This window comes from Caenimonas terrae, assembly GCF_042655405.1.
In the GTDB taxonomy this organism is placed as follows: domain Bacteria; phylum Pseudomonadota; class Gammaproteobacteria; order Burkholderiales; family Burkholderiaceae_C; genus Ramlibacter; species Ramlibacter terrae_A.
In genome coordinates, this window is the sequence record NZ_JBHSMF010000015.1 from 165,680 (window position 1) to 183,319 (window position 17,640).

Genomic DNA, 17,640 nt, shown 5'->3' on the forward strand with positions numbered 1-17,640 from the left:
TCGGGGCGACATGACAGAAGCAGCCAGTTTAACGAGCGCTCCCCGACTGCTGGTGGAGAAGGCGATTGCGCGGGCCGGAGGCTGGATTCCGTTCGACCGGTTCATGGCGCTGGCGCTGTATGCGCCGGGCCTGGGCTATTACGCCAACGATTCGCGCAAGTTCGGCACCATGCCGTCCTCCGGCAGCGATTTCGCCACCGCACCGGAGATGACGCCGCTGTTCGGCGCCGCTCTGGCGGTGCAGGTCGCCGACGCGATGCGCGCCACCGGAACTACCGACGTGTGGGAGTTCGGCGCCGGCTCGGGCGCGCTCGCGCTGCAGCTGCTCGACGCCCTGGGCGCGTCGGTGGCCAGCTACACCATCGTCGACCTCTCGGGCAGCCTGCGCGAACGCCAGCAGCAGGCGCTGGCGCAGTACGGCAGCAGGGTGCGCTGGGTGAGCGAACTGCCGGAGCGCTTCAGCGGCATCGTGGTCGGCAACGAGGTGCTCGACGCGATGCCGGTCAAGCTGCTGCTGCGACGGGGCGGTGCCTGGTTCGAGCGCGGCGTCGGTCCCGGCCCGGGCTGGGTCGAGCGCCCGACCGACCTGCGTCCGCCCGTCGAGATCCCGGGCCAGCACGATTATCTGACCGAGATCCATCCCCAGGCCGAGGCCTTCATCCGCACGCTGGCCGACCGGCTGGAGCGCGGCGCCGCCTTCTTCATCGACTACGGTTTCGGCGAAGACGAGTACTACCATCCGCAGCGCCACATGGGCACCTTGATGTGTCACCGTGGCCACCTGGCTGACACCGACCCCCTGGTGGACATCGGGCACAAGGACATCACGGCCCACGTCGATTTCACCGGCCTGGCGCTGGCCGCGCAGGAGGCGGGCCTTCCGGTGCTGGGCTACACGACCCAGGCCCGCTTCCTGATGAACTGCGGGCTGCTGGAGCGGTTGGCGGCCGCGCCGTTGCCGCAGCGGGTGGCCGGCCAGCGGCTGATCGCCGAGCACGAAATGGGCGAACTGTTCAAGGTCATCGGTTTCCACAAGGGACCGTTCTGGGACGCTTGCGGTTTCTCGCAGGGCGACCGCACGGACCGGCTCTAGCCGGCGCCGGCAGACCGTAAACTCGCTGCAATGATCCGCTGGATTCTCGTCATCTTCCTGGCCCTGATGTTCATCAGCTGGTTCAGTCCCATGCTGCAGCGCCTGGGCTTCGGCAAGCTGCCGGGCGACCTGCGCTTCCGGCTGTTCGGGCGCGAGTGGTTCATTCCGCTCACCACCACCATCATCCTGAGCATGCTGGCCGCGCTCGTCTCGAAAATCCTCTGAGCGCGCAGCCATGAAAGCCTGCATCGACATCGGCGGCACCAAGATCGCGGTCAGCCTGAACAGCGGCAGTGACCTGGACCTGGTCGCCCGCCGCAGCGAGCCGACCGCCAAGACCGGCGACAACGATGCGCTGGCGCGGCAGGTGATCCGCATGGTGGACGCGGCCTGCGCCGAGGTCGGCGTCGCGCCGGCCAGCGTGCAGCGCGCCGGCGTGTCGTCGGCCGGGCCCTTCGTGATCCGTGAGGGCATGGTCGAACTGGCGGCGCCCAATATCTGCGGCGGCATCGCCGGACCGGCGCGCGGACTGCCCAACTCCTGGGACACCGCATTGCTGGAAGCGCCCCTGCGCCAGCGCTTTCGCGACGTGCGGGTGGAGAACGACTGCGTCGCGGCGCTCGAGGCCGAACGCCGCTGGGGCGCCCTGCAGGGCGTCGACCATTGCGCCTACGTGACCTGGAGCACCGGCATCGGCACCGGCCTGTGCGTGGACGGCCACGTGCTGCGCGGCAAGAACGGCAACGCCGGCCATGCCGGCCACATGTACGTGTCCGACAACGACGACGCGCTGTGCGGCTGCGGCAACATCGGCGACATCGAGGCGCTGGTGGCCGGCAACGCCATCGCGCGCCGCTTCCACACCGAAGCGGCCGCGCTGCTGGCACTGGCGAAAGGCGGCGACGTGCAGGCGCTTGCGCTGGTGTTGAGCCTGTGCCGGGACATGGGGCGGATGCTCTACAACATGATCATCACGCTGGACCTGCAGCGGATCAGCCTGGGCGGCAGCGTGTTCTGGCACCACCGCGAGTTCCTGCTGCCGCTGCTGGTGGAGGAGATCCGCGGCAAGCTGCCGGCCCTGACCGATGGCTGCGAGCTGGTGCCGGCCGGCCTGCAGGACCGCGTCGGCGACTACGCAGCGCTGGCGCTGCTGGTCTAGCCAGCGTCGGGCAGCGCCAGCTGCACGGCAGCGACCCGCGCCTGGTGGATCAGTTCGCCGATCTTCTCGCCTTGCGCGCCGGCCGCCTGCGCCGCTTCCGCGATCGCCTGGGTGGTCACCTGCTGCGCCGCCGCCAGGGCTTCCATCAGCCTGGGCCGCTGCGGGTAGGGCTGCTCCTGCAGGCCGCCGCGGCCGCGGGCATCGCATTCGCAGGCCAGCAGGATCTGGTCGAAGCGCACCGGTTTGCGAAACGCGTCGCAGCGCTCCAGCAGCCGCACCAGCGCCGCCGCCTTGAATTCGCGGCTGCGGTGGATGTTGCCGTGCTCGCGCGCCACCACGTCGGCCAGCTCGCGGCAGTCGTTGGGCACGCGCAGCCGGTCCGCCAGCACCTTGAGCAGGCGCGCGCTGCGTTCCTCGTGGCCGATGTGCTTGGGCAGGGCCTCGGCCGGCGTGGTGCCCTTGCCCAGGTCGTGCGTCAGGCAGGCGAAGCGAACCGCCAGCGGCGCCTGCAGCCGCGCGCTCATGTCCAGCACCATCATCAGGTGCACGCCGGTGTCCAGCTCCGGGTGGTAGTCGGCGCGTTGCGGCACGCCCCACAGGCGGTCGACCTCGGGCAGGATGCGCGCCAGGGCCCCGCACTCGCGCAGCAGCCCGAACATGCGTGAAGGCATCTGCTCCATCAGCCCGCGCGCCAGCTCCTGCCAGACGCGCTCGGGCACCAGGTGGTCGGCCTCGCCGTCCGCCACCATCTCGCGCATCAGCTGCAGCGTTTCGGGCGCCACGCTGAAATCGGCGAAGCGCGCGGCGAAGCGGGCGACCCGCAGGATGCGCACCGGGTCTTCCCGGAACGCATCGGTGACGTGGCGCAGCACCCGCTGCGCCAGGTCGCGCCGGCCGCCGAAGGGATCGACCAGATGGCCCGCTTCGTCCTGCGCGATCGCGTTGATCGTCAGGTCGCGCCGCGCCAGGTCTTCTTCCAGCGTGACGCCGGGGTCGGCATGGATGGCGAAGCCGTGGTAGCCGGGCGCGGTCTTGCGCTCGGTGCGGGCCAGCGCGTGTTCCTCCCGGGTCTGCGGATGCAGGAACACCGGAAAGTCCTTGCCCACCGGCAGGTAGCCCTGCTGCACCATGGCCTCGGGGGTGGCGCCGACCACCACCCAGTCGTGGTCGTTCACCGGCAGGCCCAACAGGGCATCCCGCACCGCACCGCCCACCATGTATGTCCGCATGGCGGCAGTTTACGGTGAGCGCCCTCAGGCGTTGAGCCGCTCCCAGACGCCGCGGGCGCGGGCGCGCACGGCCGCCGGCGCCGGCAACAGCGGCAGCCGGCAATCGCCCGCCTCCTGGCCCAGCGCGCGCAGCATGGCCTTGACCGACATCGAGAACACCGACTCGTCGCTGTTGACGAAGGCGAAGGACTCGAGCAGCCGGGCGTTGATGGCGCGGGCCACCTCCACTTCGCCCGCGTTGAAGGCCGCAATCATTCGCGCGAACTGCGGTCCGGTCCAGTGGCTGCTGGTGCCGACCACGCCGACGGCGCCGACGGCCAGCAGCGGCAGCGTCATCGCGTCGTCGCCGCAGTAGAGGTCGAAGTGGTCTCCCGCCTCGGCGACCAGGGCCGCCGCTGCCGGCGGATCGCCCGTCGCATCCTTGAAGGCGACGATGTTGGGTACTTCGCGCAGCAGGCGCAGCAACACCTCGTGGCCGATGCGCCGGCCGGTGCGCACCGGCACGTCGTAGAGCATCACTGGCAGCTCGGTTGCCGCGGCCGCCGCGCGAAAATGCGCTTCGATGCCGGCCTGCGGCGGCCGGTTGTAGTACGGCCCCACCACCAGCACGCCGGCCGCGCCCAGCCCGCGGGCCTGGCGGCTGAGGGCGACGGTGTGCGCGGTGTCGTTGCTGCCGGTGCCCGCCAGCACCGGGACGGTGACGGCCTCGCTGACGGCGCGCACCAGGTCGCAGCGTTCGGCGTCGCTCAGCGTCGATGCTTCCCCGGTGGTGGCTGCCACCACCAGGCCGTCGTTGCCGCGGTCCGCCGCCAGCCAGCGCGCCAGCCGCTGCGCCGCGTCCAGATCCAGCCGCCCCTGCGCATCGAAGGGCGTGACCATCGCGCTCATCACGGCGCCGAAGTGGCGCGGCGCGCTCATCGCGCGGTTCGGTAGGGTTCGTCGAAGGGGATGAAGTCGTGTTCTTTCAGCGCCTCGTCGTTCCAGGCCTTGACGCCCGGCAGCGCCAGCACCTGTTCCACGTAAGCGGCGATCTCCGCCGGCACCGGCAAAGCGTAGGTCTTCAGGCGCAGGCACACCGGCGCGAAGTAGGCGTCGGCGGCGCTGAACCGGCCGAACAGCATCGGCCCGCCCCATTGCTGCAGCAGCCCGCTCCACATCGAGACGATGCGCTCCACATCGGCGCGCACGCCGGCCTGCTCGCGCCAGACCCTGGCCCCGACCTCGGGCAGGCTGGCTTCGACGTTCATCGGGCAGTTGCTGCGCAAGGCGGAAAAGCCCGAATGCATCTCGGCGCAGACGCTGCGGGCGCGCGCCCGGGCCTGCGGCTCCTGCGGCCAGACGCCGCGGTCCGCGAAACGCTCGGCCAGGTATTCGACGATCGCCAGCGTGTCCCAGACGGCAAAGCCTTCGTCCACCAGCACGGGCACCTTGCCGGCCGGGTTGACGCCGGCGATGGCCTGCTTGAACGCGGACTGGCCTTCGAAGGAATCGAAGCGGACCATGGTTTCGGTGAACGGGATCTGCAGCTGCTTCATCAGCACCCAGGGCCGCATCGACCAGGACGAATAATTCTTGTTGCCGATATAGAGCGTGAGCATGGGCTTCTCCGGGTTGACCGCCCATGCTAGCGGCAGCGCACGCCCCATTGATGCAAAAAAGACGCCGGATTGATGCCGGCGTGGCGCTCATGCGCTCAGGGTTGCCGGTTCCGGCGTTCCAGGTGGCGGCGCAGCGGTCCTTCCAGCGCCAGGATCGCCAGGGCGAGCAGGGTGCTGAGCACCGCCGTCATCTCCCGCCCCAGCCCGGCGGCCAGGCCAATGGCAGCGGTCAGCCAGAGTCCGGCGGCGGTGGTCAGGCCCTTCACGTGGTCGGTGGTGGCGGAGGGATGGTCGCCGCCGAACTTGAGGATGGTGCCCGCACACAGGAAGCCCACCCCGGCGATCACGCCCTGCATCACCCGGCTCAGCTCCGCCGGGTTCATGCCGGCCTGCTGCGGCACCAGCACGAACAGGGCGGCGCCCAGCGACACCAGCATGTGGGTGCGCACGCCCGCCGCCTTGCGGTGGATCTCGCGCTCCAGCCCGAGCAGCCCGCCCAGCAGCGCCGCCATCAGCAGCCGCACCAGCAGCCGGGTGAATTGCTGCACGTCCGGCAGGTCGGAGAACTCGGACGCGGCGGCCCGGGCCACCTCATGCCAGAAGCCGTCCATGGTCAGGGGATGTCGCGGAAGGGTTCCGGCTGGCTGGAGTCGCGCGGACCGATCTGGCCCAGCCTCGCCTTGAGCGACTGCGGCTGGCCGGTCAGCATGGCCGCGTAATTGGTGGTGTTGGACATCACCTTCTTGACGTAGTCCCGGGTCTCGCTGAACGGCACGTTCTCGGCCCAGGCCGCGCCCTCCAGCACCGGGCCGTTGCGCCAGGCGCGCGGACGGCCCGGTCCGGCGTTGTAGGCGGCGGCGGCCATCGGCATGGAGCCGCCGAAATCGTCCAGCACCAGCTTGAGGTAGCCGGTGCCGATGGCGATGTTGGTCTCGCGGTCGTTCAGCTGGTCGACGGTGAACCGGTCCATGCCGATCTTCTTGGCCGTCCAGCGCGCCGTCGCCGGCATCACCTGCATCAGCCCGGAAGCGCCGACGTTGGAGCGGGCGTCCATGACGAAGCGGCTCTCCTGGCGGATCAGCCCGTACACATAGGCCGGGTCGATGCCGATCTCGCGCGCGCGCCGCAGCACCGCCTCGCGGAACGGCGTCGGGAAGCGCAGCTCGAAATCCAGTTCGGCCTTGGTGCGGTCGCTGGTGTTGATGCAGCGGTCCCACAGCTCGCGTTCGCAGGCCAGTTGTGCCGCGGCCAGCAGTTCGCGGTCGTTCATGCCGCCCGGCTTGGCCAGGTTGGTGGTGTAGTTCCACTCGCGCACCCCTTCGGGGCGCAGTCCCAGCAGGATCGCGTAGATGGCGCGCTGCAGTCCGAGGTTCTGGCGGGCGCCTTCCTTCTCGGCGTCGGTGAGCGGCGCGGGCCGGGCCGGCGCCGTGATCTTCTGGCCCAGTTCCTCCAGCGCCAGCTGCTCGTAGAAGCCGCGCACCGAGGCGATCGATTCCAGCAGGCGCTGCGCTTCGGCGCGGCTGGCTTCGGCGTTGGCGATGCCCAGCAGGGCCCTGGCCTTCCAGTACACCCAGGTCGGCTCCTTGCGCGCCTGCTCGCTCATGGCGTCGACGGCCCGCAGCACCAGGGGCCACTGCGGGCCGGCCGGCGCCCGCAGCGCGGCGCGCGCCTTCCAGCCGAGCATGTCGTCGGTCAGGTCGCTGTCGCGCGTGACCTTGGCGTAGTAATCGAGCGCGTCGTTCCCGAGCTTGCCGGCCGACTGGCGGCCGATCACGCCCCAGACCCAGTTGCGTTCCTCGGCGACGAGCTGCGGCTTCCACTTGCCCTCGAGCAGCACGGCGGCGCCGTCGGGGTCGGTGGTCGCCAGCTTGATCAGCGCCAGCGTCACCATCTCGCGGCGCGACTTGAACACCGCCAGCTTCTTGCTGGTGAGGAACCTAGACGGGCTGTTGCTCAAGTCGTTGAACAGGTCCAGCGCGTTCGGCGCCGCGATTTCCACCGCCGCTGCCGCGGCGCGCGGCCGGTTGGCCTCGGTGGCCAGCCGCGCCTTGCGCCATGCGTCGTTGATCGTCAGGTGGCGGCTGCCCTGGGCGTCGGCGATCAGCGTGCGCGCGGCCAGCGTGCAGCCGTCGTCGGCGTCGCGCTGCGCGAACCAGTTGCGCCGCACTTCGTCCTGCAGGCCCGCGGGTGCGGCCGGGCCCTCGCGCAGCGACTGCGCGAGCAGCGCGTAGCAGCGCACTTCGCGGTCGTCGTTCATGCGGTAGCGCGGATATTCGGCGGAGAACGCCGTCCAGTCGCGCCGCTGGCCCAGCACCATCAGCCAGTCGGCGCGCAGCCGGTCTTCCTGGTAGGTGCCGGCATAGCGGCTCATGAACTCCTGCACTTCCGACGGCGCCGCGACATCCAGCCGCGCCCGCAGTTCCCAGTACGCCGCATACGGCTCCAGCGCGTGGCCGCGCGCCAGCGGCAGCAGCTGCGTGAGCTTCTGCCGGTTGCCTTGCTTGAAGGCCTGGTTCATCTCCAGGATGATCTCGTCGCGGGACTGGGCGCCTGCCTGGCAGCTCAGCGTCACCGCGATCAGTGCCAAAATCGTTCGTAACTTCATTGGGGGATTATGGACAAGCCAGACGAAAAAAGGGCTTTGCGCCAGCGGCTGGTCGAACAGCGCCTGGCGATGCCGGACCGCGCCATGCGCTGCGACCTGCTGCAGCGGGTGATGCGCATCTGGCTCGTCAATCGCCCCGACACCGTGATCGGCGCCTACTGGCCGATCAAGGGCGAGTTCGATCCGCTGCCGGCGCTGCACCGCTGGAAGGAAGACGGCGAATTGCTGGAAGAGCCGCAATTGCGGCGCATCGGGTTGCCGGTGGTGGACAAGATGCACAAGACGCTCAAGTTCCACGCGTGGTATCCGGGCTGCCCGATGGAGGAAGACGCTTACGGCATCCCCAAGCCCAAGGATACCGAGGTGATCGTGCCGACCCTGCTGTTCGTGCCCTGCGTGGGCTACGGGCCGGGCGGCTACCGCCTCGGCTACGGCGGCGGCTTCTATGACCGCACGCTGGCCTCGCTGCAGCCGCGGCCCTACACCGTGGGACTGGGCTTCACCGACGCCTACGTCGACGAACTGGAGCCGGAGCCGCACGACATCCCGCTGGACGCGATCCTCAACGACAACGGCGTGGTCTGGCCCTTCAGATAGGCCCCCACGCTCCTCACTTGGCGTAGTCGCTGCCCCCGCAGGGGGCCGCAGCCGGCCTTGGGGCGGCCCGGCGGCCGGGTGGACGCGTTCGCTCAGTCGATGTTGTCCACGGTGTCGGGGTCCGGCACCTCGCCGATGGCCAGGCGCGTGGCCTTGGCCTGCTCCTTGAGCCAGGCGCAGAACTCGCGGATCTCCGGTCGCTGCGCGCTGCGCGGCCCGACGATCAGGAAGTACGCGTGCGGCGATTCCATCCGCAGCTTGGGCAGCGGCTCGATCAGCTCGCCGTTGGCCAGCGCTTCGGCCACCATCGGCAGCCGCGCCAGCACCACGCCCTGGCCGGTGAGCGCGGCTTGCACCATCTGGTAGGCGTAGTTGAAATAGAGCCAGCGCCGCGGCACCAGCTTGGATTGCTGGTGCTCGTCGAACCAGCGCCGCCAGGTCAGCCACTCCAGGTGCGTGCGGTGCGCGTCGCCGGCCTCGATCAGCGCGAACTGCGCCAGGTCGGCCGGCTGCTTGAGCGGCGCGCTGCTTTTGAGCAGCCAGGGGCTCACCACCGGCGTCAGTTGCTCGCCGAACAGGCGCAGCGCGTTGGCCGGCATGTTGGCCGTGGGGCCGTAGCGCAGCGCCAGGTCGACGTCGGCGATGTCCAGGTCCAGCGAGGCATCGGACGCGTCGATGCGGATGTCGATGTCGGGGTTGTCGCGCTGGAACTGTTCCAGCCGCGGGATCAGCCACATCGAGGCGAATGACGCGAAGGTCGTGAGCGACACGCTCTTGCGCCCGGCGCTCTGGCGGATCTGGCGCACCGCGCCGTCGATGCGCGGCAGCGCATTGCTGACGGCCAGCAGCAATTGCGCGCCGGCGCTGGTCAATTCCACCGCGCGGGTGTGGCGCAGGAACAGGCTCACGCCCACTTCTTCCTCCAGCGACTGGATCTGCCGGCTGACGGCCGACTGGGTCAGCGCCATCTCCTCGGACGCGGCCCGGAAGTTGAGGTGGCGGGCCACCGCCTCGAACGCCCGCAGGTTGCCGGCGGAGATCGGGCGGCTGCGCAGATGGGTCTGGGAATGCTGCATGGGCGGGCTGGTGATTGATGCGGATCGGGAATCAATAGCCTAGCCGGATTTCATTGGACTGCCAAGCTGGCGGCGCCGATCATTCATGCACCGAACGACACAACCGGAGAGTTCCATGGCGGCTTCCACACGCATTGCTTCGCATCAATCTACAGCCTCGCTGGCGGGCGCCTGGAAACTGGCGGGCGGGCGGGCCATGACCCTGCAGCCGCGCGAGGCCGGCGTGCTGCGGGTGGCGCGCGGCGGCCTCTGGGCCACCGGCGACGGTCCCCACGCCGGGCCGTTGAACGACCAGGGCGACCACTTTCTGCAGGCCGGCGAGCAACTGCAACTGCGCCGCGGCCAGCGCCTGGTGGTTGAAGCATGGAACCGGATGGGCGCGGCTTATTTCACCTGGGATCCGCTGCCGCAGCCGGTCGCGCGGCGGGTGCGGGCTGCCGACCTCGCTCAGCCGGCGGAAGACTTGCGCCTGGCCGTGGCGCTGGGCGCCAGGGCCGCGGGCCGGCTGCTGGCGGCCTTGGCCGGCCTCGGCTGGAGTGCGCTCGGGCGGGATGTGCGGCCTTCCTTGGCCGATTGCGCCTTCAAGGCGCATTCCAGGGCCTGACGGGCCCACGGCCCCATCAGCTCGGGCGATTCCATCGCCTCGGCCGGCGCGCTGTAGTAGTTGACGCTTCGCTGCACGCCCTTGGCCATGTAGGTGAAGCGTTCGCAGCCCGCGACCTCGTAATAGCTGCGAATGGCGCCGTCGGCCTTGAGCCAGAGCCGCTCGCCGGAGCCGCGATCGGCCACCAGCGCGATGTTGTAGCCGCCGGTGCTGATGCCCCAGCCGCCGAACATGGGGCGGATCTCGCACGGCCCGGCGCTGGCGAGCAACTCGCAGCAGTGGCGGGCGAAGGTGCTGGGCGGCATGGAGCCGACACAATAGCAGCGGCCCGCGATAATTCCAAGATGGCCCGCCCCAAGTCCTCCCAGCACGACCTCAGGCGGGACGAGATCCTGGACATCGCGGCCCAGTGCTTCGCCGACCGCAGCTATCCGGCCGCCAGCATGAACGACATCGCGGCCGCCGGCGGCACCTCCAAGGCCAGGCTGTACCACTACTACGAGAGCAAGGAAGCGATCCTGTTCGACCTGCTGGACCGCTACACGCAGCGCTTGCTGGCCGTGATCGGCCAGGCCGAGGCGACGGCGCAGCGGCGCGACCTCGACGACCGGGCGGCGCTGCACGAACTGGTGCGCGGCTTCCTGCAGGAGTACGAGCATTCCGCCACCCGCCATGTGGCCCTGCTGCACGACACCAAGTTCCTGGGCGACCAGCAGCGCGAGCTGATCCTGGACCGGCAGCGCGACGTCGTGTCGGCGGTGACGCGCTTCCTCAAGCGCGCCTACCCCGAGCGCCTGACGGCCACCAACCAGACCGCGCTGACCATGATGCTGTTCGGCATGATCAACTGGACCTTCACCTGGCTGCGCCCCGGCGGGCCGATCAGCTATGCGGCATTCGCGGAGGAAGTGATCTCGGTGCTGGAACGGGGGCTGGCCCGATGAGCGCGCTGCACGTGGTGGTGATGGGCGTTTCCGGCTGCGGCAAGTCGGCGGTCGGCGAGCGGCTGGCCGCTGCGCTGGGCCTGCCGCTGATCGAGGGCGACAGCTTCCATCCGCCCGGCAACATCGCGAAGATGCAGCAGGGCGTGGCGCTGACCGACGAGGACCGCACCGGCTGGCTCGCCGTGCTGGGACGCGAGCTGTCGCACCATCCGCGCGGCGCGGTGCTGACCTGCTCGGCCCTCAAGCGCAGCTACCGCGACAGCCTGCGCGCCGCGGTGCCCCGCCTGCGCTTCGTCCACCTGGCCCTGAGCCAGCAGGATGCGCTGCGCCGCGTCGCCGGCCGGCCCGGCCATTTCTATCCGCCCAGCCTGGTGGCCAGCCAATTTGAGGCGCTGCAGGATCCTGCAGGCGAGCCCGGCGTGATCGCCATCGACGCGTTGCTGCCGTTGGCGACGGTGGTGGACCGCGCGCTGGAGGCGCTGCGGGAGTGATTCAACAATCCGTAATCGATTACGGTTAGTTAAAATCGCGCTCCCAACAGGAGACTCCCCATGTCCAAGGCATTCGCCAGCCAGGCCGACCTGGCCGACAAGAAGATCACGTTCGAGCAGCTCAGCGCCCACTGCTGGGCCTACACCGCCGAGGGCGATCCCAACTCCGGCGTGATCATCGGCGACAAGTTCATCATGGTCAGCGACGCGACCGCCACGCCGGCGATGGCGCGCGACCTGATTGCCCGCATCCGCACCGTCAGCGCCAAGCCGATCAAGTACGTGCTGCTGACCCACTATCACGCGGTGCGCGTGCTGGGCGCCAGCGCCTTCGTGGACGAGGGCGCGACCGAGGTGATCGCCAGCCAGGGGACGCTGGAGCTGATCGCCGAGCGCGGCAAGGAAGACATGCAGTCGGAGATGGAACGCTTCCCGCGCCTGTTCCGCAACGCCGAATCGGTGCCGGGCCTGACCTGGCCGACCATGGTGATCGGCGGCGGCATCCCGGCCCGGGGCGAAGTGCCCGGCAAGCTGACGGTGGACCTGGGCGGCGTCAAGGTGCAGATCTGGCATCCGGGCAACGGCCACACCCGCGGCGACACCATCGCCTGGGTGGAAGAGGAAAAGGTGCTGTTCTCCGGCGACCTGGTCGAATACAACGCCGGCGTGTACACCGGCGACGCCCATCTGCAGGAGTGGCCGGCCACGCTGGAAGCGCTGCGGGCGCTGCGTGCCGAGGCGATCGTGCCGGGCCGGGGCGAGGCGATGAAGGGCGCAGCCGAAGTGAATCAGGCGCTCGACTACACCAAGCGCTGGGTGGAAACGCTGTTCGCTGCGGCGAAGGAAGCGGCCGCCGCCGACATGGACCTGAAGGCGGCCATGGCCCACACGCGCAAGACCATGGATCCGGTGTTCGGCCACGTCTTCATCTACGAGCACTGCCTGCCGTTCGACGTCAGCCGTGCCTATGACGAAGCCAAGGGCATCAAGATTCCCCGGGTGTGGACGGCCGAGCGCGACAAGGAAATGTGGGCCGCCCTGCAGGCCTGAACGCCGCTGTAGGCGGGGGCCGACAGGAGCGTCGCGCGCGTTCCGACAATGCGGGGTGGTGGCGGCTTCTAAGCTGAACCGAACGTTCCAGGAGACCCCGCATGTATTCCAAGACCAACCGCATCCTCCAGCAGCAGCCGCCCCGCCACAGCGACCCGCAACAGCAGCAGGCCGGCTCCAGCGACTTCCAGCCCAAGCCCGCCGCGGGCCAGCAGCAGATGGGCGAGGGCAGCTACGAAGGCAGCGCCGACTACAAGAAGCGCACCGAGGACTATCTCAAGACCCACGACGTCAAGGCCGATGCCGAGGCCGCCAAGCCGCGCTCGGCGCAGGAGGCGCGCGAGCTGGAGCAGGCCGAGGAAGAAGGCAAGTCGCACTCCAAGGGCGAAAAGTAAGTCCGCCGGCTCAGGGCTCGCCAGCCAGTTCGTCCAGGTCGCGCTGGTAGGCGCGCAGACGCCGCACAGCGCTTTGCCGCTGCTGCGGCGTCGTGCTTTGGTGGAGTGCAGCCAGGTTGGCGCAGCCTTGTTGTATCAGTCCGGCTTCGTAGCTGCGGTATTTCGGATCCGGTGACTGCAGCCCGTGTTCCACCGCCTGGTGGATCGCGGCCCGCGCATCCGGCAGGGACACTGGCTGGCCACCGAGCCGGCGCAGCGTCCGCAGGATGTCCTGTTGCCGGCGCTGGCGTTCCCGCAAATTGGTCTGCGCGCTGTAGAGGCTGCGTTCGACCTGGGCCCGGATGATCTCGCGCTGCTGGTCGTCCAGCCGGCCGTAGAACGTCTCCATCCGGTCGAGGTACTGCTTGAACTGTTTTTCCCGCAAATCCTCGAGTGACAGGTCCACCCAGTCCTTGCGGTAGTCGGCGTTGTTCTTCTCGTACTTGCGCTGCAGGTGTTGCAGCTGTTCCGGCCGCAGTCCCAGCGCCAGCGTCGCTGCAGCAGGTTCGGCCCGTTCCAGCAGGGCGGCGATGCGCAGCCGGATCGGCGGCACCAGCGCGCAGATCTCGTCCGCGCTCATCTCGCTGCCCACCATCTGCTCGACCTGCCGCAGCAGGGCGGAGATCTTCGGCAGTTCCTCGCGCCGGTGCCACAGGTGCAGGCGGGCGACGTCCTCGCGCATGCGCCGTTCCTGTTCGTCGCTGAAGTCGATGTAACCGTCCAGCCACCAGCCCGCCACCTGCGGCAGCGTGTTGTAGCCCAGCTTGATGGCGCTGCAGCCAGCGAGCGCCACCGCCACGCTGAGCAGCCCGATAATCCGGACAAGATGAGCGAAGCGATGCATGAACAACGAGGATTCCCTATGACAGCTTTGGATGTGGTCGTCATGGCCGCCGGCAAGGGCACGCGCATGAAGAGCCGCCTGCCCAAAGTGTTGCATCGATTGGCCGGCCGTGCGCTGATCCAGCATGTGATGGACACCGCAGCGGGGTTGAACGCCCGTTCCACCGTGGTCATCACGGGCCATGGCGCGCAGCAGGTTGAGGCGGCGCTGGGCAAGTCGGCGGCGTTTGCCCGCCAGGAGCCGCAGCTGGGCACCGGCCACGCGATGCAGCAGGCGGCGCCGCTGCTGCCCGACGACGGCACCACGCTGGTCCTCAACGGCGACGTGCCGCTGATCGAACTGCAGACCCTGCAACAGCTGGTCGAGAGCACCGGCGGCGAGCGGCTGGCGCTGCTGACGGTGGACATGCCCGATCCGACCGGCTACGGCCGCATCCTGCGCCGCGGCGACGACGTGCTGGCGATCGTGGAGCACAAGGACGCCAGCGAGCAGCAGCGCGAGATCCGCGAGGTGTACACCGGCGTGATGGCGGTTCCGACGCGGCTGCTCAAGGACTGGCTGGGGCGCCTGACCAACGACAACGTCCAGGGCGAGTACTACCTCACCGACATCGTGAAGATGGCAGTGGCCGACGGCGCCCATGTGGCGGCGGTGAAGACGGTCGACCGGATCCAGGTCGACGGCGTCAACAGCCCGGTGCAGCTCGCCGAACTGGAGCGGGCCTACCAGCTGCGCCACGCCAGGGCGCTGATGGAGCAGGGCGTTCGCATCGCCGACCCGGCGCGCTTCGACGTGCGCGGCCAGCTGCACTGCGGCCAGGACGTGGAGATCGACGTCAACTGCGTGTTCGAAGGCGACGTCTCGCTGGGCGAGGGCGTGCGCATCGGCGCCAACTGCGTCATCGCCAACGCCAGCATCGGCGCCGGTGCGGTGATCCATCCCTTTACCCACATCGACGGCGAGAAGGCCGGCGTGAAGGTCGGCGAGGGTGCGCTGGTCGGACCGTTCGCGCGGCTGCGCCCGGGCGCCGACCTCGGTCCGGAAGTGCACATCGGCAATTTCGTCGAGGTCAAGAACTCCACGCTGGCGCGCGGCGCCAAGGCCAACCACCTGGCCTACCTGGGCGACGCCACCGTCGGCGAGCGCGTCAACTACGGGGCCGGCTCCATCACCGCCAACTACGACGGCGCCAACAAGCACCGCACGGTGATCGAGGCGGACGTCCACATCGGCAGCAACTGCGTGCTGGTGGCGCCGGTGACGATCGGCCGCGGCGGCACCGTGGGCGGCGGCTCCACCATCACCAAGGACACGCCGGCGCAGGCGCTGTCGATCGGCCGCGCCCGGCAGGCCAGCATTCCCAACTGGCAGCGGCCCAAGAAGGCCGCAAAATAGTTCAGTCCTTGCGCTTGCGCGCCAGTGGCAGCCGCGGCTCGAACTTGGCGCGCTTGACCGAGAAGAAGGTTTTCACGTTGCGCACGTTGGCGTCGCTGGTGAACAGGCGCTGCGCCAGCGCCAGGTAGCCCGGCATGTCGGCGGCGTGCACCACCAGGACGAAATCCGGCCCGGGGGAGACGCGGTAGCACTGCTGCACCGCGGCGTCCGGCGCCACCCGCTTCTCGAACGCCTCCAGCGCTTCCTGGTCCTGCCGGTCCAGCGTGATCTCGACGATCGCCGTCAGCCCGTGACCGAGGTGGCTGGCCAGCCGGTCCGGATCGAGCACCGCGATCTGCCGTTCGATCAGGCCGGCGTCCTTGAGCCGCTTGACCCGGCGCAGGCAGGTCGGGGCCGAGATGTGGACCCGTTTGGCCAGCGCCTGGTTGCTTTCGGAGGCGTCGTCCTGCAGCCGGCTGAGCAGCGCCAGATCGAGGGCGTCCAGATCGATTTGTTGCGAAATGACAGGCATTTTGAAAGTTTAATGCAGCTGCAGAAACCGGTGAAAGTTTCGTTCAAAGAAATGGCAATCCAGTTCGCATATTGCAGCGGCCCTTCCCTACAGTCTGTACATCTTCAAGGAGCCGAACAATGTGCGGAATCGTCGGAGCGGTGTCCAACCGCAACATCGTGCCGATCCTGGTCCAGGGCCTGCAGCGGCTGGAATACCGGGGCTACGACTCCTGCGGCGTGGCGGTCCACGCCGGCGGCCTCAAGCGCGCCCGCAGCACGTCGCGCGTCGCCGAACTGCTGGACCAGGTGGCGACCGACCACATCGAAGGCACCACCGGCATCGCCCACACGCGCTGGGCGACGCACGGCGTGCCGGCGGTGCACAACGCCCATCCGCACTTCAGCCACGGGCCCGGTGACAGTGCGGAGTCGCGCGGCGGCCGGATTGCGCTGGTCCACAACGGCATCATCGAGAACTACATCGAGCTGCGCAGCGCCCTGCAGGCCAGGGGCTATGTGTTCGCCAGCCAGACCGACACCGAGGTGATCGCCCACCTGGTCGACAGCCTGTACGACGGCGACCTGTTCGACGCCGTGAAGAGCGCCGTCAAGCAGCTGCACGGCGCCTATGCGATCGCCGTGTTCTGCAAGGACGAGCCGCACCGGGTGATCGGCGCGCGCGCCGGCTCGCCGCTGATCCTGGGCGTGGGCAAGGAGGGCGGCGAGAACTTCCTGGCCAGCGACGCGATGGCGCTGGCCGGCGTCACCGACCAGATCGTCTATCTCGAGGAAGGCGACCTGGTCGACCTGCAGCTGGGGCGTTACTGGATCGTCGACAAGTCCAACAAGAGCGTCACCCGCCCGGTCAAGACCGTGCTGGCCCATAGCGGCGCCGCCGAACTGGGTCCCTACCGCCACTACATGCAGAAGGAAATCTTCGAGCAGCCGCGCGCCATCGGCGACACGCTGGAAGGCATCCAGGCCGTGGTGCCGGAACTGTTCGACGGGCCCAGCGACAAGCCGGGCAGCAGCGCGCACCGGGTGTTCCAGGAGATCGACTCGGTGCTGATCCTGGCTTGCGGCACCAGCTATTACAGCGGCTGCACCGCCAAGTACTGGCTCGAGAGCATCGCCAAGCTGCCCACCCAGGTGGAGATCGCGAGCGAATACCGCTACCGCGACTCGGTGCCCGATCCGAAGACGCTGGTGGTGACGATCACCCAGTCCGGCGAAACCGCCGACACCCTGGCTGCCTTGCGGCACGCGCAGTCGCTGGGCATGACCAACACGCTGACCATCTGCAACGTGGCCACCTCGGCGATGGTGCGCGAATGCAAGCTGGCCTACATCACCCGCGCCGGCGTCGAGATCGGCGTGGCCTCCACCAAGGCCTTCACCACGCAGCTGGCCGGCCTGTTCCTGCTCACGCTGGCGCTGGCCCAGGCCAAGGGCCGGCTGTCCGGGGACGAAGAGCAGCGCCACCTGAAAGCGATGCGGCACCTGCCGGCGCAGTTGTCCGCCGTGCTGGCGCTGGAGCCACAGATCATCAGCTGGGCCGAGGATTTCGCGCTCAAGGAGAACGCGCTGTTCCTGGGCCGAGGCCTGCATTACCCGATCGCGCTGGAAGGCGCGCTCAAGCTTAAGGAAATCACCTACATCCATGCCGAGGCCTATGCGGCCGGCGAGCTCAAGCACGGGCCGCTGGCGCTGGTGACCAGCGAGATGCCGGTGGTCACGGTCGCCCCCAACGACACGCTGATCGAGAAGCTCAAGAGCAACATGCAGGAAGTGCGCGCCCGCGGCGGCGTGCTTTACGTGCTGGCCGACGCCGACAGCCGCATCGAGAGCGAAGTGGGCATCCACGTGATCCGGATGCCCGAGCACTACGGCCCGCTCAGCCCGCTGCTGCACGTGGTGCCGCTGCAGTTGCTGGCCTATCACACGGCCTGCGCCCGGGGAACGGACGTCGACAAGCCGCGCAACCTGGCCAAGAGCGTGACAGTGGAATGAAAAAGTGAGCAAAGCATCA

19 protein-coding genes and 1 pseudogene are annotated in these 17,640 nt (G+C 69.0%); 11 read left to right on the forward strand and 9 right to left on the reverse strand.

The features are described from left to right. Window positions 1-10 precede the first annotated feature (10 nt). Genes ACFPOE_RS22770 through ACFPOE_RS22780 form a run of 3 tightly spaced genes read left to right on the forward strand, consistent with a single transcriptional unit; the run spans window position 11 to window position 2,252 of the window. Complete coding sequence (locus ACFPOE_RS22770) at window positions 11-1,093, forward strand: class I SAM-dependent methyltransferase (protein ID WP_376852636.1); 1,083 nt, start codon at window positions 11-13, stop codon at window positions 1,091-1,093. 30 nt (window positions 1,094-1,123) lie between these two features. Further along, entirely contained in the window at window positions 1,124-1,318 is a 195-nt protein-coding gene (locus ACFPOE_RS22775) for a DUF2905 domain-containing protein (RefSeq protein WP_376852637.1), read from the forward strand. 10 nt (window positions 1,319-1,328) lie between these two features. After that, window positions 1,329-2,252: an ROK family protein gene (locus ACFPOE_RS22780; protein WP_376852638.1), complete on the forward strand. Its 924-nt coding sequence runs from the start codon at window positions 1,329-1,331 to the stop codon at window positions 2,250-2,252. Here ACFPOE_RS22780 and ACFPOE_RS22785 read toward each other — a convergent pair. The 5 genes from ACFPOE_RS22785 to ACFPOE_RS22805 form a co-directional block, all read right to left on the reverse strand. Beyond that, the gene (locus ACFPOE_RS22785; protein WP_376852639.1) at window positions 2,249-3,481 is read right to left on the reverse strand and encodes a multifunctional CCA addition/repair protein; all 1,233 of its coding nucleotides are present in this window, start codon (window positions 3,479-3,481) and stop codon (window positions 2,249-2,251) included. The two genes, ACFPOE_RS22780 and ACFPOE_RS22785, sit on opposite strands and share 4 nt — an antisense overlap. A gap of 24 nt (window positions 3,482-3,505) precedes the next feature. Continuing rightward, window positions 3,506-4,399, reverse strand: a complete 894-nt coding sequence (dapA, locus tag ACFPOE_RS22790; protein WP_376852640.1) for a 4-hydroxy-tetrahydrodipicolinate synthase — start codon at window positions 4,397-4,399, stop codon at window positions 3,506-3,508. Next, window positions 4,396-5,079, reverse strand: a complete 684-nt coding sequence (locus ACFPOE_RS22795; protein ID WP_376852641.1) for a glutathione S-transferase family protein — start codon at window positions 5,077-5,079, stop codon at window positions 4,396-4,398. The genes dapA and ACFPOE_RS22795 overlap by 4 nt, the downstream gene beginning before the upstream one ends. Before the next feature lie 95 nt (window positions 5,080-5,174). After that, window positions 5,175-5,690, reverse strand: coding sequence for an MgtC/SapB family protein (locus ACFPOE_RS22800; RefSeq protein ID WP_376852642.1), 516 nt, complete (start codon window positions 5,688-5,690; stop codon window positions 5,175-5,177). A gap of 2 nt (window positions 5,691-5,692) precedes the next feature. Continuing rightward, the gene (locus ACFPOE_RS22805) at window positions 5,693-7,684 is read right to left on the reverse strand and encodes a lytic transglycosylase domain-containing protein (protein WP_376852643.1); all 1,992 of its coding nucleotides are present in this window, start codon (window positions 7,682-7,684) and stop codon (window positions 5,693-5,695) included. A 9-nt stretch (window positions 7,685-7,693) separates the two neighbouring features. Here ACFPOE_RS22805 and ACFPOE_RS22810 point away from each other — a divergent pair, with 9 nt between their 5' ends. Next, window positions 7,694-8,281: a 5-formyltetrahydrofolate cyclo-ligase gene (locus ACFPOE_RS22810; RefSeq protein WP_376852644.1), complete on the forward strand. Its 588-nt coding sequence runs from the start codon at window positions 7,694-7,696 to the stop codon at window positions 8,279-8,281. Between the two features lie 92 nt (window positions 8,282-8,373). Here ACFPOE_RS22810 and ACFPOE_RS22815 read toward each other — a convergent pair whose 3' ends face one another. After that, a complete protein-coding gene (locus tag ACFPOE_RS22815) occupies window positions 8,374-9,357 on the reverse strand; it encodes a LysR substrate-binding domain-containing protein (RefSeq protein WP_376852645.1) in 984 nt (327 codons plus the stop codon). Window positions 9,358-9,472: 115 nt separating this feature from the next. Here ACFPOE_RS22815 and ACFPOE_RS22820 point away from each other — a divergent pair. After that, window positions 9,473-9,715 (forward strand): annotated as a pseudogene (locus ACFPOE_RS22820) (DUF2917 domain-containing protein); the annotation flags it as partial. An 89-nt stretch (window positions 9,716-9,804) separates the two neighbouring features. On the opposite strand, the gene ACFPOE_RS22825 reads toward ACFPOE_RS22820, so the two are convergent. After that, the gene (locus ACFPOE_RS22825; protein ID WP_376852646.1) at window positions 9,805-10,266 is read right to left on the reverse strand and encodes a TfoX/Sxy family protein; all 462 of its coding nucleotides are present in this window, start codon (window positions 10,264-10,266) and stop codon (window positions 9,805-9,807) included. A gap of 39 nt (window positions 10,267-10,305) precedes the next feature. Between ACFPOE_RS22825 and ACFPOE_RS22830 the strand changes: the two genes are divergently transcribed. The 4 genes from ACFPOE_RS22830 (at window position 10,306) to ACFPOE_RS22845 (ending at window position 12,841) form a co-directional block, all read left to right on the forward strand. Continuing rightward, window positions 10,306-10,905 carry a TetR/AcrR family transcriptional regulator gene (locus tag ACFPOE_RS22830; RefSeq protein WP_376852647.1) on the forward strand — a complete coding sequence of 200 codons (600 nt, stop codon included), beginning with the start codon at window positions 10,306-10,308 and terminating at the stop codon, window positions 10,903-10,905. Next, window positions 10,902-11,396, forward strand: a complete 495-nt coding sequence (locus ACFPOE_RS22835; protein WP_376852648.1) for a gluconokinase — start codon at window positions 10,902-10,904, stop codon at window positions 11,394-11,396. The genes ACFPOE_RS22830 and ACFPOE_RS22835 overlap by 4 nt, the downstream gene beginning before the upstream one ends. Before the next feature lie 60 nt (window positions 11,397-11,456). Next, the gene (locus ACFPOE_RS22840; RefSeq protein ID WP_376852649.1) at window positions 11,457-12,446 is read left to right on the forward strand and encodes an MBL fold metallo-hydrolase; all 990 of its coding nucleotides are present in this window, start codon (window positions 11,457-11,459) and stop codon (window positions 12,444-12,446) included. A 101-nt stretch (window positions 12,447-12,547) separates the two neighbouring features. Beyond that, window positions 12,548-12,841, forward strand: coding sequence for a hypothetical protein (locus tag ACFPOE_RS22845; protein WP_376852650.1), 294 nt, complete (start codon window positions 12,548-12,550; stop codon window positions 12,839-12,841). A 10-nt stretch (window positions 12,842-12,851) separates the two neighbouring features. On the opposite strand, the gene ACFPOE_RS22850 is transcribed toward ACFPOE_RS22845, so the two are convergent. Continuing rightward, window positions 12,852-13,850: a DUF6279 family lipoprotein gene (locus tag ACFPOE_RS22850; RefSeq protein WP_376852651.1), complete on the reverse strand. Its 999-nt coding sequence runs from the start codon at window positions 13,848-13,850 to the stop codon at window positions 12,852-12,854. Here ACFPOE_RS22850 and glmU point away from each other — a divergent pair. After that, window positions 13,743-15,119 (forward strand): bifunctional UDP-N-acetylglucosamine diphosphorylase/glucosamine-1-phosphate N-acetyltransferase GlmU, encoded by a 1,377-nt coding sequence (gene glmU / locus ACFPOE_RS22855; protein WP_376852652.1) that lies wholly within the window; start codon window positions 13,743-13,745, stop codon window positions 15,117-15,119. The genes ACFPOE_RS22850 and glmU overlap by 108 nt on opposite strands. A 1-nt stretch (window position 15,120) precedes the next feature. On the opposite strand, the gene ACFPOE_RS22860 is transcribed toward glmU, so the two are convergent. Further along, window positions 15,121-15,630: an Lrp/AsnC family transcriptional regulator gene (locus ACFPOE_RS22860; protein WP_376852653.1), complete on the reverse strand. Its 510-nt coding sequence runs from the start codon at window positions 15,628-15,630 to the stop codon at window positions 15,121-15,123. A gap of 119 nt (window positions 15,631-15,749) precedes the next feature. Here ACFPOE_RS22860 and glmS point away from each other — a divergent pair, with 119 nt between their 5' ends. Then, window positions 15,750-17,621, forward strand: coding sequence for a glutamine--fructose-6-phosphate transaminase (isomerizing) (gene glmS / locus ACFPOE_RS22865; protein WP_376852654.1), 1,872 nt, complete (start codon window positions 15,750-15,752; stop codon window positions 17,619-17,621). The last annotated feature ends 19 nt before the right edge of the window (window positions 17,622-17,640 follow it).

Excerpts from the sequence above, each read along its gene's own strand:
- ACFPOE_RS22770 (WP_376852636.1), top strand. The coding sequence starts at position 11 with ATGACAGAAGCAGCCAGTTTAACGAGCGCTCCCCGACTGCTGGTGGAG.
- ACFPOE_RS22775 (WP_376852637.1), top strand. The coding sequence starts at position 1,124 with ATGATCCGCTGGATTCTCGTCATCTTCCTGGCCCTGATGTTCATCAGC.
- ACFPOE_RS22780 (WP_376852638.1), top strand. The coding sequence starts at position 1,329 with ATGAAAGCCTGCATCGACATCGGCGGCACCAAGATCGCGGTCAGCCTG.
- ACFPOE_RS22785 (WP_376852639.1), bottom strand. The coding sequence starts at position 3,481 with ATGCGGACATACATGGTGGGCGGTGCGGTGCGGGATGCCCTGTTGGGC.
- dapA (WP_376852640.1), bottom strand. The coding sequence starts at position 4,399 with ATGAGCGCGCCGCGCCACTTCGGCGCCGTGATGAGCGCGATGGTCACG.
- ACFPOE_RS22795 (WP_376852641.1), bottom strand. The coding sequence starts at position 5,079 with ATGCTCACGCTCTATATCGGCAACAAGAATTATTCGTCCTGGTCGATG.
- ACFPOE_RS22800 (WP_376852642.1), bottom strand. The coding sequence starts at position 5,690 with ATGGACGGCTTCTGGCATGAGGTGGCCCGGGCCGCCGCGTCCGAGTTC.
- ACFPOE_RS22805 (WP_376852643.1), bottom strand. The coding sequence starts at position 7,684 with ATGAAGTTACGAACGATTTTGGCACTGATCGCGGTGACGCTGAGCTGC.
- ACFPOE_RS22810 (WP_376852644.1), top strand. The coding sequence starts at position 7,694 with ATGGACAAGCCAGACGAAAAAAGGGCTTTGCGCCAGCGGCTGGTCGAA.
- ACFPOE_RS22815 (WP_376852645.1), bottom strand. The coding sequence starts at position 9,357 with ATGCAGCATTCCCAGACCCATCTGCGCAGCCGCCCGATCTCCGCCGGC.
- ACFPOE_RS22825 (WP_376852646.1), bottom strand. The coding sequence starts at position 10,266 with ATGCCGCCCAGCACCTTCGCCCGCCACTGCTGCGAGTTGCTCGCCAGC.
- ACFPOE_RS22830 (WP_376852647.1), top strand. The coding sequence starts at position 10,306 with ATGGCCCGCCCCAAGTCCTCCCAGCACGACCTCAGGCGGGACGAGATC.
- ACFPOE_RS22835 (WP_376852648.1), top strand. The coding sequence starts at position 10,902 with ATGAGCGCGCTGCACGTGGTGGTGATGGGCGTTTCCGGCTGCGGCAAG.
- ACFPOE_RS22840 (WP_376852649.1), top strand. The coding sequence starts at position 11,457 with ATGTCCAAGGCATTCGCCAGCCAGGCCGACCTGGCCGACAAGAAGATC.
- ACFPOE_RS22845 (WP_376852650.1), top strand. The coding sequence starts at position 12,548 with ATGTATTCCAAGACCAACCGCATCCTCCAGCAGCAGCCGCCCCGCCAC.
- glmU (WP_376852652.1), top strand. The coding sequence starts at position 13,743 with ATGACAGCTTTGGATGTGGTCGTCATGGCCGCCGGCAAGGGCACGCGC.
- ACFPOE_RS22850 (WP_376852651.1), bottom strand. The coding sequence starts at position 13,850 with ATGCTGGATCAGCGCACGGCCGGCCAATCGATGCAACACTTTGGGCAG.
- ACFPOE_RS22860 (WP_376852653.1), bottom strand. The coding sequence starts at position 15,630 with ATGCCTGTCATTTCGCAACAAATCGATCTGGACGCCCTCGATCTGGCG.
- glmS (WP_376852654.1), top strand. The coding sequence starts at position 15,750 with ATGTGCGGAATCGTCGGAGCGGTGTCCAACCGCAACATCGTGCCGATC.